Genomic DNA, 14,767 nt, shown 5'->3' on the forward strand with positions numbered 1-14,767 from the left:
ATGTTCAATACTCCAGCCATAGCGAAACCTCATTGTATTAAATGTATTAATATTTAAATTAAACTGCCTGCATAACTCTGACACATTAATAAGCTTCTCTGCATCATCACCTTTCAATGCTAAATTAGCCGCCTTCATTATAAATCTCATATATTCCCCTCATATTGGAATAGGTATAAAAAAGCCCCGCAGGCTACCCGGAGATTTGCGCTCTCGTTATCGGTGTCTCCTGCGGGGCTAATTATTTTATTTAGTAGCTATTAAGCTACTCCACCAAATACGATAGCATCTGGAATATTTACAATCGGCAGATAGGCCGTTTCAGTTGCAATGCTTGGATAGTTCCACTGTGGGTCTGTGGTGATGTATTGTTGATACAATCCGCTCTCTTTACCCAGCGTGGCATGGCGTGTGCCAATACCCTGATGCAGAACGTATGCATTTGACTGTTCATCCATTTTAGGAATAACAACAAATCCATTTTCTCCGATAATATCGGTGATTTGAGTGTAGCCAGTGACATCAATAACAATGTTCCCCTTTAACATCCAGCTTTCATATGCAGGGTTGGAGCCTTGAATCTGAGTAAACAGGTTGGCATCACTCCCCATAGGCATAGTGTAAAGCAGGAAGTCCTTAATACTGGTGTGATAATGCAGAGCATCAGCGGCAGTGCCAGCAGCAAGGATAATCGTTCCTGTGCGTTGCTGTGCAAGACTGGTCCCCAGCCTAACATTCACTACACGGTTGATTGCAGACAATTGCTGGAATACGTTAGCAGAGCTGGAAGTGTCCAGAGCAAATCCTGTTTTAGTGGTTTCAGCCATATCCAGGAAATCTAAATCACCCTGTCCTGCATATTGAGATTCAACTTTCAGGGCCAGCAGCGCACTAATCAAATCAGCTTCTACAGTGTTCGCTAGCTGGTCATACTGTGCATCAGAGAAATCAGAGAGAACAGCAGCAATTGAGTCTTCTACAATAGCCCCACGGCGGCGATATTCCTCAATTTCGCGAGATGTTACAGAGTTCAGACTGTTAGAGTATTTCATCTCATAGAGGAAACTACCAAACTCAGGAAGTGAAGCGCTGTTCCAGTCAGATTGAACATGCATTGCACGTTCCAGACCTTTTAGCATCTTTTCATCTACGATACGGTCTAGTGCAATACGGTTGATATCGTGGTTTTCAGCACGGAATAATCCGAGAGAGGTGATAATTTTATTTTGTTTATTTGCAAACTCAAAAGGAGACGCAAAACTGGCACCCTGTCCAGTAAATAGATTCATTAGTTCAGACATTTATTATTATTCTCCATATTAGGTGGTGCGGAGTGCTACTTCTGCATAATCAGTGAATGCAAAGCCCTGTGCTGTAAGAGCTACTACAACTTCATCCAGAGTCAGAGAACTATCGATAACGAGAGCTTCTTTAATCAGCATAGCGAACGGGGTTCGAGCTACACGGAGGAATTTCTGACCTGCTACAGAAGGAGAGACGACGACGCCAATATTGTCTGTAGAGGTTGCCATTGCTCCAGAACTCAGGGAGACAACAGAGCCAGCTACCAAATCAGCAGGGATGCCATCAGGGTAGCTAACTTTCATATCTTGTAAGACATGGTCAGCGGTGTAGGCAATAACACTATTATCTAGTTTAGTGCCACCATAGATTTTACCAAAATTTGCCATTATTATTTATTCCTATTCTTATGTTTCTTCATTTTTTCAATGAAAGCGTTGGTCTTTTCTTCTTGAGAGAGAGTTTCTAATTCAGAGTAGTTAAGCCCTTTAACAAGGGTTTGCTCTTCATCAAGTAGTCGTTTAGCGGCTTCCCGCATAACAGTATTTACGTCACATTTCATAATCTCTGCTACCTGTTCACAGGTGCTTGTAAAATCAGAGAGCGACATAGATTTGTTATTAATTATTTTCATGTTAATTCTCATTTATGTATGTAATAGGGCTTTAAAAGTAACTATGCAATTGTTTAAAAGTAACTTTGAAAGTGCTATTTTAAGTGAAATAAATCTATTTCAAGTGAGGTAAAAAAGAAGGCACCCACTGGTAATAGGTGCCTTTCTTTGAGTAGAAAATAAATGCGGCAACATTATTAACCCATTCAGCGCTTCCTAATTCACTAATGGGAGGAGTTTTCTATTCTCCTGTTTTCATCGGAGCTACCCAATGATTTTTTTTGATAATGACAAAGCAATCCTTTATTCCTGCTTCCCAACATGCCAGAGGGCTTAATTCTTAACTTGTTGTTAAACTATCTGTAATAGATAATAAAATAAAAGCCATTGACTAATGTCAATAACAAAAATGTGCAACCTATGTAGATATACACTAAAAAATACTACCATCCACGTAAATTAGAGGACTCCCCTTCATTTTGCCTTATATAAGAAAAATAAAAAAGATGTGCGGTTTGGTAGTATTTATTAGTATATTCTAATAAATTATAGGGAAAATAGTTCAGAGAAGAAGGCTAAAAGCGTTTATACTGTGATTGCAATATAAAGCAGCCTAATTCCCATCAGAAACAAAACCTTTGGAAAGTAAACGTTTCTGATTTGGAGTCAATGACCAATTAACAAAACGAAGAAAGTGCAATATCAGAAGAATGAAGAATCTATAAGGAGGTAGTGTCTTCTCTGAAATATCTTACCCTTAATATAAGGATAACATTAAAATAAAGAAATGTCAATAGAAAAGTGAAATAAAATACGCTCAAGTCACTTTAAAAGTGGAATTAAATGACAATTAAAAGAGGGGCTTACGCCCCTTATTCGAGATTGTCTACAAACTGTGTAATTTCACTCTGAATATTAACGAGAACATCCAGAATATAAATCATCTCCTCCTGGTATTCAGAGGTATTAGCAAATTTCGATTGATTAAACCAATTGAGTGTTGCATTAATTCCCCTGATTTTTTGATTTATATATTGTGTTTTATCTACAGCGTAGCGTAGTGTTTCTGTAGAGGGAGAGTTATAGAAGTCGTTGTATGCTTCTAACAGGAACAGGGACTGATTTACGTCTAGATCCTCTACAGTGGCGAGGAGTATTTCCCAGGGTGTCGCCTTGTCTCTCTGTGGAACATTCTCTGATAGTGATTCATGTTCAATCTGAAGCGGTGTTTTAGTGGCCTCCTGGGCCATCTGTTCGTTATACTGTTCCAGCGCTTCTCTGCCACGACCACGGCGGCTCATACTATTAATATTGCTCATTATACCTCTTTTATTTAAAGTGTGTTATAGCCCCTTACAGGCCTTTATATTTGATTTATTCTCAGCTTGTCTGAATCATGTAAGAAGGATATTTGTTATCACTGTTCCTTTCTTTCGTAAAACAGAATACGACTGTATCTTGCTGTCTCTGATTTATTTTTCCAGAGGTGAAATACATGTAATACTCCCCGTCCGGGTGGTCAGTGCGCCCATGTAACAAATCGTTGTCATTACACCAATCGGCGTATGCCTTCACCATTTCATATATTGTATTATATTCAGTCAATTTTCTGGCCTTGTGTAATTTTTAGAATGGTGTCTGCAAGGTCCGTATAAGTGGAGCTGGCCTCATCCCTGTTATTCAGTCTTTTCCATGCAATATGCTCATCTTCACTCTTAAAACCTAATGCCTGCCATCTTTCTAATTCATCGTTAAATTTGGTGGTTATTCGTTTACGAGGATTAAAATAAACATTATTGTTATCACAAATACTATCAATGATTTCTCGTTCCTCTTGTGTGAGTGCTGGGGATTCTGTATATTCCAGAATGGCATCCCATTTAGGGACGCTATTCTCTTTAGATTTTCTTTTATTTCTGCCTACTGCTCTAAGTTGAAGTTTGTTAATATTTAGAATGTTTCTATTTTTACTCAACGCTCCTCCAGTTTTTATATTTTATTTTGATATTGTGTGTTAGGTTAGAAATTAAAATGCCCCATAGCATGAATGACATTAGGGATTGCATGTATTCCATTGGTAGCTCCGACGTATTTAATTAGGATTGATATGAATTTGAAATATTTGTTACTGTGCTGTCTTTTTTAACAGAAGTTGTATTGGCTTTAGTTTTTACTGTCTTACCCTTGTTAGTAGTAGATTTTGTTTTGGTGGCTATTCCATCAACGGTTGCACTCGTAACAAGCCTCACCTTCTCAAATGATAGGGAGAATTTCATACAATCCTCATCCGTATAACTGTAATCAATCCCTGTTAACACAACGCTATCGTAGATGTGGTCACGAGTTATAAATGTGATCGTTTGACGGTTCTCAAATACCTGGTCCAGGTAGTCGATGGCGGCTTTTATACGGCCTCCGTTAACCCCTGCTGCACTAATTTCATCCCCTCGTAGTTCAAGGGGTGTCTCTGTTATGTAGGCCTCTACAGAGAATTTATCGTTTTTGATTTGAATATGGTCTGAAACATCCTGTCCCGATTCAACAGCGTAAGATGTAACTTCAGCATTACGTGTTCGTTTAATACTAGGGGATGCATCGAAGGATAGGGATTGATATGTTTGAATATAGGTATCGACTGAGCCGTTCTCCATTGATGAGATGATGCAATACCCGTTATCAGATTTTACTGTAGAACTACTTGAATTTGAATTAGCAGTCGAATTTACATTAGTTGCCATTATTCAGCCTCCAGGCGTTCGATGAGGTCCTGTAGATAGTTCTGAATAATTAGGGTTTCCATTTCCCAAACTTCAATCCCTGCATTCTCTGAGAGTTTAAAAAGTAAATCGATTTCCTTCTTTGTTAATGCTGTCATTATTTACTCCAATATTTGTTTACTGTTTGTAGGTCGATATCACTAATTTCTGAACATTGTTCAGGAGAATAGCCCTGCTCTTTGTAAATTTTAATAAGTTTTTTTGTCTGTTTTTGCCAGTATTTATCGATCTCATCCACTGCACGCTCACCAAACGATTCTGCAATATTTGAAATATAGAATGTGTCTGCACTCGTCATTTCGTATTGAACAACATCATCAAATGATAGGGAGGATAAATTAGACTTGACATCTTCAGGGGGGATATTTAATATTGTTGCTAGTTGTTTTAGAGAGTAGAGGTTGTTGCCTCGTTCTTTTAAATATTCATAAATTTGTTGTTGGCACTGTGGTTTTCTTGACATTTATTCTCCTGTTTAAATCTTTCTGTGAATGCTCTTTTTTCCTGTCTGAAATGTGCTATGACAAAATCAAGATGAACGCCTTCTATATTCATCTCACTAATCAGTAGACTTGATAAAGTGTTTTCTGAGTCACCTACTGCATGGTTAGCATAGAATTGGTTAGCCCTTGCAATCAGATAGTCTTTATCTTTTATTGAGATGGTATTAATCTCTTCTTCATCTTCCATGTAGTTATAATCAGATGACTCCTGAGAAGGTTCTGATTCATTATTAAAGGCTTCCTCTGAAGTGGTAAAGAATGGACATTCTTTTACATCGTCGCTGAGAGCTTCTGTATCGCACTGTGCTGGCTCTTCTATAACAACCTGTGGTATTGCATTAGAAATCGGCTTAACGTCTTCTACAGGGCTTGCATGGATTGATTCAGGTGGGTTTAAATGAGAGTCTGTAATAGGAAGTGCAATTAATTCTTTATTACGTCTACCTTCTATCTTAACTACTTTTATTAAACCTACTCTCTCCATTAGTAAGATAAGTTCTGTTGTTTTACTTCTGCTTAATCTGCATACGTTAGATAATTCTTCGTGTGCCTCATAACAAGTTAACCCGCTCTCTTGCCACCCTAACAGGTAACAGTAAAGTTTTTGCATTGTTGTAGAGAACTTAACTTTACCTTTCTCTAATGAATCTGAGTATATAAATTCTATATCTTCAAAGTATCTTGGAATTTTTATAAAGGTATCTGCTACATTTCCGTTTACATCTTTATGTTCATATTTAGTTTTAATTTCTTTAATAGAAAGCATTATTGCCCCTGTTTTTGCTATACGCAATTATTATTTGTTAGTAGGTTGTCCTACTTAAATTCCCTGTTCCTTATGCTTTAAGGCATATTTGAGTGCGATTGTCTGTGCTTCTTCTGTAAGCAAGGCGCTTACGCTAATTCCTCTGCGGCGTGCTTCTTTAAAAAGAATTGAGAATGTATCGTTAGGGAGAATTAAGGAGGTGTTAGGTCGGCGTTGACTCGCCTTGTCTTCTGTTTTCAAAGAATTTTCCTTCTATCTATATCACCGTTTCCGGCTACTGGTGGTTTAAAGGTATCCACGAACTTATTTAAGTTATTTGATTTTCTTAATGCTTTGAATCTGATCAAACAGTGCCACTGCTTTACGATAGCGCTCTGCTCTGTCCAAGTGTCCCATGCTCTTCGCTGTGTGTTGACTCCGTTTTGCATTAAGTCGTTTAAGTTCACCTGACAACAGCGCATCTAGAATTGCCTGGACATCGTAGTATTTGAAATTAGACATATTACTATCCTCTTTTTGGTTATTAAAAGTAATAACACCATGCAGCCCGAAGGCTCATAGTGCAGTGTTTAGTTGCGGTTTAATGATATGAGAGTTATTTAAATATCACCTTATATAACCAATAGTAACATGTTACCTACCTTTTTGTCAATACCTAAATGCAAAAAAGCGTACTATTTTTAGTACCTTGCGAAAAGTCAATAGGGTTTACAAATGTTACATAGTTGATTTATATGGATAAAGGGTATAATGGTGTAAAAATCCGGCTTTAGTATGCATAATATATTCTCAGGAACATTTATAAGGGGACATTTTTTATTTACATAAGCGCTATTGTAATTAAATTTTGTCCCCTTTTTAGTTTTGCATACTAATAGTAGAAGGAAAGCTATATTACCCCCTAATACTTCACAGGAACGCTCAGGAGACGTTTTAAGGGGGTAGGATGATGAATCATACTCCGTAGCTCTCAGAATCGCTTAGAGAGCGTTACAGAAGCTTCTATAGAATCTCTCTTAATACATTCTGTATAAACACCATTAAAACACCTTTAAACACCCTCTCTAATTAGATAGAGAGTGTTAGTGTGTGTGTCTCTTTAAAGAATGTCTCTCTATAATATATGACACCCGCAGGGACTCTTCGAGTTGTCATGACAATTTCTCTTAAAGATTCTCCTCAGTGTCATACTATCGCTAAGGCTCAAGTATTCTCCGTTCGAGGGCACGTTCACTAACGTGTCCAACCCTCACTCTCACTAAAAAAGAAAACAGTCTTTTAATAAACTAGAATTTGCATAAAAGAAACATTCACATTATCTACATGCAAAGACCTAAGTTACTTAAAAGCTTGCACGAAAGAATAAGAAGGGCTTTTCTTCTTATTATAGAGTGTGAGTGTTTAGGGTATTAGTCCGGCTTAGTGAATGAGCTAGGCGAATGAGCTTTAGCCATAGGCTAGTTTGCACGAATCGAAGAGGAGTGGAAGCTATGCCAGAATCTTTCATGACGCGGAGCTGTCATATACTATTAGGCGTTCCCGTAGGGTGGCAAGGCCAACGCCTAGATCATCATTTAAATATTATTAAAAGATTAAAAGATAGTTTTATTTATTTAGTATTATATATATTAGTCTTATAGTGTTACGTTTCGGAACTTTCGTTGGGATTGAAAGTTACGTTTTGGCACTTTCGATAGTTTGAAAGTTACGTTTTGGCACTTTCAACATTAACCCCTATCAATATTAACAGGGGTAGTTGTCCCATGAAAGTTCCGTTTCGTAACTTTCAATTATCATAGAATGTGTATCTGTCCCCGCTGGGGACACATAACAATATTCATGTGCAATAAATACAATTTAATTAACGTTTAATATGCATTAATTCACTCTTTAATACCCCTTTTAATCAATGAAAAGAGAGGCTGTTTTAAGCTGTTTTAGAGGAATTCTGTGCAATAGTGTATTCTGTGCAAAGAGAGACAAAGCCAGGCGTAGCAGGGCTTACAGGCTATGTAATGTGCAAGAGGACACCGGGAAGGTGTTGAACGAGTTTTCACGTAATCATTTCGAATGAAACTTTTCGTGCAAAAACAATCAATTTTCAACTACAAATGATATTAAGAATCATTATCATTAAAGACATGTTCAACCTGTCGCCTACGATGGCGTGACCTACCCCACCAAACAATAACTTATTGAATTTTATAGCTTTGCAATAACACTTTGTCTTTATTCAAACTTTTATGCAGCGAGTATGCATAGTCACCGCATAACATAACACTATGCAAACTAGAGTTTATAAATGTTATCACATTGAAATTTATAGGATATTTTGAAATTATGAATTAAATGAGAATGGGTCGCATTTGGGGTGTGTTCAGCAGTGATCATGTTCTTGCATTTCTGCTAATTGTACGGTGATGTACGGTGACTTGGTTCACTAAGGAGAGGATTCATGAAAAGAGACGGGAAAGGCATTCTGTTAAAACTGCTGATACCTGCATTCATTGTGCTAGCCCTGCTCTATTGTATCAGTGCAAGAGCCGGACAAATCACCCTAACCAACCCACAGGAGGAACAGACGGAGAACGGAAAAACGCTATGCATCTATGAGAACAGCAATTACACATTCACCTATTTAACTAAAGGAAAATGCCCCTATGCCAAAACGTTTGATACAGAGGCTAGTAATTGATTTATAAAGAATGTAAAACCCCGTAAACTCTATAATGATGGAGACCACGGAATTAAATGATACTCATGCTCATTACAAAAAACACTTAAACGCTCCCAATCAACCTTAGCATTTGCAGGAAAGAGTTTTTTATCATTCGTGGTATAATTATGTCCCTTTTCCATCGTAAAATACTCCCCCTGTAGTTCCTTGCCTATACGTGCACCATAACTATTGATATCGCTTAGATAAACCCAGCCATCATGCCCAAGTCTTGTATAAAGTAAGCCATATGGGAGACCGGTGTCGGGGTCTTCTATACGAAACTCATCATATATCATAGGTTTTCCGTCTGTTGTTAACTCAACAACACGTTTGATACTTGGTGCAATATGTCCCGGTAATTCAGCCAAAACAGCATTGATTACTTCCGGGTCACTTTTTAGTGGTGAGTTTGCGTCAGACCATACATCTAAAGTATGTTCAGTATTTTCGTAGTCATAATAAATTCTGATATTTCCAGCCATTGGCTACACCTGCGTTAACTTTCAAATGGGTGATATCACCAGTTCACACTATCTACAACTTGTAATAGATCATGCAATGGTGGTCTGTGTGTGTATCTTGCTGTTATGCCTAGCGATTGCGTTCTACTATGTCCGACAACGAATTGAACGAGTGCAGCGTTACCCGTTTTCGCTATAGCCTCCGATATGAAGGTATGGCGGCATGCATGGATAACGCGCTTCTGTCCAAATTCGTTGTATTTCGGAACATTGCAATCGTCCATTAAACTACGCCATTGAATAGCGGTATATTCGTAGGTTGGCAAGTCGTTAAACACAAGATCACCATCTTTAAGGGGCTTAATTCGAGCTAACAATAGCGCCTCAATACTTTTACTGATTGGGATTTGTCTCTGTGCGTGTTCCGTTTTACCATCCTCAATGAAGATGTAGTAACGCCCCGTTTCCTCATCCTTGCGTATGTGCTCCTTGCGTATAGCCGCCATTTCACCCCGGCGAGCACCGGTGTAAATTAAAGTAAGGAAGTAGTCTTTACGCCAATCGGTAAACGTAGATAACCGTTCTATGAGCCGTTGCATCTCAGGCCGCGAGTAATGTCCGCCCTTGTTCTCCGTCACCTCATATTTGATCCCCTCAGTGGGAGCCTTTTCTAAGATATCCTTTTCATCTTTAAGGAAAACTTTGAAAAACGAGGAATAAATCTTGAGGTGCTTTTTAACATTGGCACTACTGATCAAATCGTCTTCAGGAACATCAAAATCTATGCACTCCTCTAACGTCATCTCTGAGTAGGGTTTCACGTTTCGGCGTGGCAGGTTCTCAATCACTGCCAGTGTTTGGCGTATGTGCTGTTTGGTGATACTCCCCACAGGAATATCCCCTAAAACATGCATCAGCACCTCATAGAAACGATTATTCTCACGAGCTATGGTGATAGCCCAGGTTTTCCCCTTCTCAGCCACAAACAGCTTCCAGGCCTCAGAAAGTAACGGTGTAGTGTCATCGTTAGGAGCATCAACAGTTACAACAGCCTGTTTAATTGCTGGCTGCTTCAGCTTTTCAGTTTCAGCCAATTGTGATTGCATGGATTCAACAAGAGCACGATAACGGACAATATCACCAGCATAGAACGCCTCATAAGCCTGGTGTAGCATGGTCTGGTGCATATCAATCTGACCCGCCACCTCATAAGCTTGTTCTACGTCATTTTGACCGAAAGAAACTTTCTTCTGGTGCAGAGTGGCAAGTAACATCCGAGCGGTAGAGTCATCCCCGCTATAGACACGGTTTAGAAGGGTCTCAGATTGCCCCTTAGCCTCCTCAACACTCTTTGATGCTGAAATAGGACTATCAGGGAAAATTGACTTGTTCAATCGTCCGAGTTCCGGCATCCGCTTAACCTCATCAACGCCTAGCCTCAACCAATCCAACAAATAGGTATCAAAATCGCGCTGAGTGGCTTCTCTGAAACCGTCAATATGCATTTTGAATTGCTCGACGGATAGCGAACCATTTTGAACAAGGGGGATGTATGGGCTTAGACGACTCATCGTCACCTGCACAGCTTTCAAAGAATCAGTGCCTAAACTACGACGAAAGAAGGTTCCATCAGGGAGACGAAAATTGATGTAGAAAGTGTTGCCGCGTTTGGTAGTGAATTTCGGGGCTTTGTTGTCCACTCTGTTACCCATTGCGTTGACCCTTTTGTTTTACATTTCATAGAGTTAACGCTAACGACTTGATTTATGATGTAGATTTATGGCCTTCCCAGGCGTCTGATATACTTTGCGAAACAACGAGTTAGTCGAAAAATAAACTTAACTCACTGATCTGTAACTATTTCATGGTACACAGCATGGCAAACAATGTGTCACACAAGCTGTCACACACAATGATTCGTGGGCGCACATACTACACGAATTTTAGACTAAATGATTCAACTAGTTTTGTACGTATGAGTCTCGGTACTGACAGCCAAAAACAAGCCGAAGTGATCATGAATCAGATCCGTCCATACATTCCGCTGGATCATATTCGGGGTCAGGGTCAGTTTGATGGTGGCCTTCAACGCCAGCGCCGGGCGTATCACCCTCAATAATCCTGAGTCTCAACCTTTGCCCAAAGGTGAGCTTCTTTGCATTTACACAAGCAGCGTCGCTGGCACGTTTACCTTCATTACGAAATCAAAAAAATGCCCTGCGGTCAAAACCTTCGATATTTCGCAAGCTGAATGAATCACACCAATACATTCAGCATGCAAATAATTTGAAATACAGTTTCATTTTCTGGAAAAACCATTTCCTGTGAAAGGATATTATTTATACAATGAATAATGTTTTGAACTAATTCAATTTACGTAGAGGGACTTATGAAACAGTACACCAATGAATTTACCGCTCAAATCCAGGCATCTTTCAACGAACCGACTTTCACCCCTGAACAAATAGCGAGTATGACTGAAAGCGCGCGAGCCATTATTGCCGAACAGAGAGAAACGAATCGCCTCCATCCTGTTATAGGCATCTACCGCTTTGCCACTGTTGGGAGTCTTACGCGCCGGGGCGGTATCGTTCACGAGACTAACCATGAAGCTAAAATGCAGGCTGAAAATGGCGAAATGATGAGCATTGCACTGAAAGGTGATGAAGTTGTTTACCCCGACGGGACTACCGCACGTATTGCGACGAGTACCGGAAAGAGCAAGACTTGCAAAGGTCGTGGCATTGCTTTAGTGGGAAGTAAACTGGATAACGGGGATGAGATTATCAGTACCCCACAATCTGGGGTGATGTGTCCAGTGCGTCGAGGCATACCTTTCCCTGAGGATTTTCTGGCTGATGAGGCTACTGCATGAGTAACCGCTCAACATGGGATGGAATTCCTGAAGGACTTCACGGGGATGAAACTACTACGGGAGCGCAAGGGCTTAGTAGTTTGCCAAACTTTTCAAACGCACATCTGGGAGCACTGAGACACGGCGATAAAACTACGCCCTGTCCTAAATGCGGAAAAATTGGCGAGATAATCGGTAACATCCCAACGATGAACCTTGAAGGCAGAATCGCCGCTGGAAATGGTGCAACCGTTATTTGTGGCTGCCCGATAGGATCTAACATCCTTATCTCTTCCGCGGGTCAATGGATGGGTAATACTCCAAGACCGGACCCTGCATGGATTAAAGCTACTACGGAACCTGAACAACATGCACAGACTGCCAAGAAAAAGCGGACTGGCGTAGATGCGGGTTTCTGCGTAGTTCCTCAAAAATCGACAACCGAAACTTTCGAAAGCTTCCTGTTTGCTGGTGATCAGCCAAAAGGAACACGCGAGCTATACCGCTCATTAAATGAAGCAGGTAAGGAATACAAAGCGGGTTCTATTATGCTGGTGGTTGACCCTGATAAGCAGGACGACGAACAGATCGCGCATATGCAAAAAGCAAAAGCGCGAGTTGATGCCGCTTTAGCCCCGTTGACTCATGAGGAAGCAAACTTTCTGCATAAGAATAAAGATACCATTGATCTTTTCACTTCTCGTGCCAGCACGACAACCGGGATTGCCTCAGATGCTGCGGGAAAATACTTTGAAAAGATCGAAAGTGTTCTGGCCAAGATTCAGCAAGCGTATAAAAATCAGTACATTACCAGCGGCTCACTGATCAGCGAGCAGTTCTATGTTCAAAGACGTCAGCTATTCGGTGAACTTGATAGCATTCTCACTGATTTCACCCGTCACAAACTCGCATTGCAAGACTACCCGGACATCAAGCGAGCATTAGGACTTTCGACCAGTTCTATCACTCACCACTGGAATCAGACAGGGGTTGCTGACATTGAAGGCTACGCCACCTTCATGGAGAACGCAGCAAAATACGTGAAGATGATGAAAGCAGTTGGCTATGTCGGTATTGCTCTCGATGGAGCTAACAGGCTGGACAAAGTTTATGAAGCCTGCACCGTTGGAAGCGATTGTGAAAAAGCAGCATTTACTCAGGTTGGCGGATTCAGTGTTGGTACTGCTGCGGGTATTTACACATCTTCAGCAGTGTACAGCGGCGCTACTGCGGCATGTTCGGTTGTACTCGGCGCATTAACCGTAGAAGTTGGGGCAGTTGGCGCATTAGCTTGTGGTGTAATCGTATCTGGTGCAGTTGGTTATGGCGTCGGTGAGGTTGGTAGCAACGTTGGGGAGTTTGCAGGAGAGAAAATTTATGAGGTTGTTAAATAAATGTTCACTCTATCTGATCTGATTATCTGCGGATTCGCGGGGTTAAGCCTCTGCTGTGGTATCGCGGTCGCGTTGCTCTCATTTCTCAACAAAAAGCGTTTCTCCACGATCTGCACACTGTATAAAGAAAAGTTTGGTTCTCTCCCTGCCGGAGCGATTATCTTCGATAATGCCGATTCTATAGGGTTTAGCTCAGGTTATGCAGCAAAGATCAACTTTATCGTGAACCCTTTGATCTTTGGTAAAAGCTCAGTTGACAGTACAAATGATGATGTTGCATTTATCAGAAACTTGCCACCTCACCTCAAAAACTGGTTTATCGTCGAGTACGCTTTCTCTGCTTTAGGATTGGTATCAATCGTTATCGCCGGAGCAGTGTTATACTTTCGATAGCATCCCTAAAATAAGCCAGCAGTGATGCTGGCCTACCCTTGAAATATCTCAGAAAATTCCGTCAGTGTCCCCTTCCGCAACCCTTTTACAACAGAGAAATTATTGTCCATTTGGAGCAAAGCAACATGAAAATCATTCGGCGAATTCATCAGGCTTATGTTTGACAGTGAGGCCTGTCACAGGCCCGGAAATGGTGTGCATAAAAGCAGTGATACAAAGTGCTGCTAAAGCTGTCACACATCATGAAGACGACCATAAGCAGCAACAATTCAATAGATTGATTTTAAATGTGTTTTTATTTTTCTTCTTCAGCTTCGACGCCTGCGCCTTTTCTGAATCAGCCATACTCAGACTGACAGGCATAAATCGATTAGCGCTTGCAAAACGAAGAATAACATCATTCGTGAAATCTTTGATTATACCCCGAACAGCCCCCGTCACCTCCACCTGCATTCAGTGCCAACGCCGGGCGTATCACACTCAATAATCCAGAGTCGCAACCTCTGCCTACGGTACAGTTGAAATGTATGATCGTTCAGGTCGAAATCATCTCGGGGAGTTTGATCCTGTATCAGGAGAGCAGACCAAACCGGCAGATCCAACAAGAAGGGTTGAGAAATGACAATTATTTATACTGTTGATGCATTTGATCGCGTAGATGAACTACTTGTTTTTGAGGTTGAAGTGCCTAAAGAGAAACTTCCCGAGATTAGTAAAGTCATGGGGTGGACCGAAGAGGACTATAACGATTTTGTGGCTGGACTTGGGGGCAGGAACCTTACTGATCAAAAGTGAAGGTAGTTTTGAGATTTTCCCAGCTGCAGCCGGGAGGATTATTCTGTTCAAGCAGGGGACTCTGACTACAGAGGCGGGGCTAACGTTATGAGTTTGAACGAAACGCGCGAAGCATTCCGACAAGGCCGAAAGGTAAGTTAACATGTTTTAAGTGCACACGTCAGCAGCTGTCAAAGATGCTTAGCCGGAA

At 40.6% G+C, this 14,767-nt stretch carries 19 protein-coding genes and 1 pseudogene; 7 read left to right on the forward strand and 13 right to left on the reverse strand.

Translation table 11 applies throughout. The features are described from left to right. Nucleotides 1-260: 260 nt before the first annotated feature. The 11 genes from CWM52_RS09860 to CWM52_RS09905 all read right to left on the reverse strand — a co-directional run bounded on the left by CWM52_RS09860 (nt 261) and on the right by CWM52_RS09905 (nt 6,462). A complete protein-coding gene (locus CWM52_RS09860) occupies nt 261-1,301 on the reverse strand; it encodes a major capsid protein E (protein WP_100683935.1) in 1,041 nt (346 codons plus the stop codon). A gap of 18 nt (nt 1,302-1,319) precedes the next feature. Then, nucleotides 1,320-1,691, reverse strand: a complete 372-nt coding sequence (locus CWM52_RS09865) for a hypothetical protein (RefSeq protein WP_100683936.1) — start codon at nt 1,689-1,691, stop codon at nt 1,320-1,322. Nucleotides 1,692-1,693: 2 nt separating this feature from the next. After that, nucleotides 1,694-1,936 (reverse strand): hypothetical protein, encoded by a 243-nt coding sequence (locus CWM52_RS09870; RefSeq protein WP_100683937.1) that lies wholly within the window; start codon nt 1,934-1,936, stop codon nt 1,694-1,696. 851 nt (nt 1,937-2,787) lie between these two features. Further along, nucleotides 2,788-3,234: a hypothetical protein gene (locus tag CWM52_RS09875; protein ID WP_100683938.1), complete on the reverse strand. Its 447-nt coding sequence runs from the start codon at nt 3,232-3,234 to the stop codon at nt 2,788-2,790. Nucleotides 3,235-3,512: 278 nt separating this feature from the next. Further along, on the reverse strand, nt 3,513-3,890 hold the full coding sequence (locus CWM52_RS09880; RefSeq protein WP_100683939.1) for a hypothetical protein: 378 nt from the start codon (nt 3,888-3,890) through the stop codon (nt 3,513-3,515). Between the two features lie 121 nt (nt 3,891-4,011). Continuing rightward, the gene (locus tag CWM52_RS09885; RefSeq protein ID WP_100683940.1) at nt 4,012-4,653 is read right to left on the reverse strand and encodes a phage baseplate protein; all 642 of its coding nucleotides are present in this window, start codon (nt 4,651-4,653) and stop codon (nt 4,012-4,014) included. Then, the gene (locus CWM52_RS26300; protein ID WP_165785370.1) at nt 4,653-4,790 is read right to left on the reverse strand and encodes a hypothetical protein; all 138 of its coding nucleotides are present in this window, start codon (nt 4,788-4,790) and stop codon (nt 4,653-4,655) included. The genes CWM52_RS09885 and CWM52_RS26300 overlap by 1 nt, the downstream gene beginning before the upstream one ends. Next, nucleotides 4,790-5,155 (reverse strand): hypothetical protein, encoded by a 366-nt coding sequence (locus CWM52_RS26105; RefSeq protein WP_133121737.1) that lies wholly within the window; start codon nt 5,153-5,155, stop codon nt 4,790-4,792. The genes CWM52_RS26300 and CWM52_RS26105 overlap by 1 nt, the downstream gene beginning before the upstream one ends. Beyond that, entirely contained in the window at nt 5,110-5,961 is an 852-nt protein-coding gene (locus CWM52_RS09895) for a hypothetical protein (protein WP_100683942.1), read from the reverse strand. The genes CWM52_RS26105 and CWM52_RS09895 overlap by 46 nt, the downstream gene beginning before the upstream one ends. Before the next feature lie 54 nt (nt 5,962-6,015). Beyond that, nucleotides 6,016-6,201: a hypothetical protein gene (locus CWM52_RS09900; protein ID WP_100683943.1), complete on the reverse strand. Its 186-nt coding sequence runs from the start codon at nt 6,199-6,201 to the stop codon at nt 6,016-6,018. A gap of 72 nt (nt 6,202-6,273) precedes the next feature. Then, complete coding sequence (locus CWM52_RS09905; RefSeq protein ID WP_100683944.1) at nt 6,274-6,462, reverse strand: hypothetical protein; 189 nt, start codon at nt 6,460-6,462, stop codon at nt 6,274-6,276. Between the two features lie 1,954 nt (nt 6,463-8,416). Here CWM52_RS09905 and CWM52_RS09910 point away from each other — a divergent pair. Then, the gene (locus CWM52_RS09910) at nt 8,417-8,656 is read left to right on the forward strand and encodes a hypothetical protein (RefSeq protein WP_095097006.1); all 240 of its coding nucleotides are present in this window, start codon (nt 8,417-8,419) and stop codon (nt 8,654-8,656) included. A 29-nt stretch (nt 8,657-8,685) separates the two neighbouring features. Here CWM52_RS09910 and CWM52_RS09915 read toward each other — a convergent pair whose 3' ends face one another. Together CWM52_RS09915 and CWM52_RS09920 are read right to left on the reverse strand one after the other, a co-directional pair. Next, on the reverse strand, nt 8,686-9,162 hold the full coding sequence (locus CWM52_RS09915) for a hypothetical protein (RefSeq protein ID WP_100683945.1): 477 nt from the start codon (nt 9,160-9,162) through the stop codon (nt 8,686-8,688). Between the two features lie 35 nt (nt 9,163-9,197). Continuing rightward, complete coding sequence (locus CWM52_RS09920; RefSeq protein WP_100683946.1) at nt 9,198-10,853, reverse strand: tyrosine-type recombinase/integrase; 1,656 nt, start codon at nt 10,851-10,853, stop codon at nt 9,198-9,200. 363 nt (nt 10,854-11,216) lie between these two features. Between CWM52_RS09920 and CWM52_RS09930 the strand changes: the two genes are divergently transcribed. From CWM52_RS09930 to CWM52_RS26310, 6 genes and pseudogenes are all read left to right on the forward strand, one after another. Continuing rightward, nucleotides 11,217-11,396, forward strand: a complete 180-nt coding sequence (locus tag CWM52_RS09930; RefSeq protein WP_100683948.1) for a hypothetical protein — start codon at nt 11,217-11,219, stop codon at nt 11,394-11,396. Between the two features lie 134 nt (nt 11,397-11,530). Continuing rightward, a complete protein-coding gene (locus tag CWM52_RS09935; RefSeq protein ID WP_100683949.1) occupies nt 11,531-12,016 on the forward strand; it encodes a PAAR domain-containing protein in 486 nt (161 codons plus the stop codon). After that, nucleotides 12,013-13,389, forward strand: a complete 1,377-nt coding sequence (locus CWM52_RS09940; protein WP_117433776.1) for a PAAR domain-containing protein — start codon at nt 12,013-12,015, stop codon at nt 13,387-13,389. The genes CWM52_RS09935 and CWM52_RS09940 overlap by 4 nt, the downstream gene beginning before the upstream one ends. After that, nucleotides 13,390-13,782: a hypothetical protein gene (locus tag CWM52_RS26305; RefSeq protein WP_160703682.1), complete on the forward strand. Its 393-nt coding sequence runs from the start codon at nt 13,390-13,392 to the stop codon at nt 13,780-13,782. A gap of 514 nt (nt 13,783-14,296) precedes the next feature. Next, a pseudogene (locus CWM52_RS09950) lies at nt 14,297-14,404 on the forward strand (colicin E3/pyocin S6 family cytotoxin); the annotation flags it as partial. Further along, nucleotides 14,401-14,577, forward strand: coding sequence for a hypothetical protein (locus CWM52_RS26310; RefSeq protein WP_165785371.1), 177 nt, complete (start codon nt 14,401-14,403; stop codon nt 14,575-14,577). The pseudogene CWM52_RS09950 and the gene CWM52_RS26310, both read left to right, overlap by 4 nt. Nucleotides 14,578-14,767: the final 190 nt, after the last annotated feature.

The organism is Raoultella sp. T31 (assembly GCF_002806725.1).
Lineage (GTDB): Bacteria > Pseudomonadota > Gammaproteobacteria > Enterobacterales > Enterobacteriaceae > Klebsiella > Klebsiella electrica.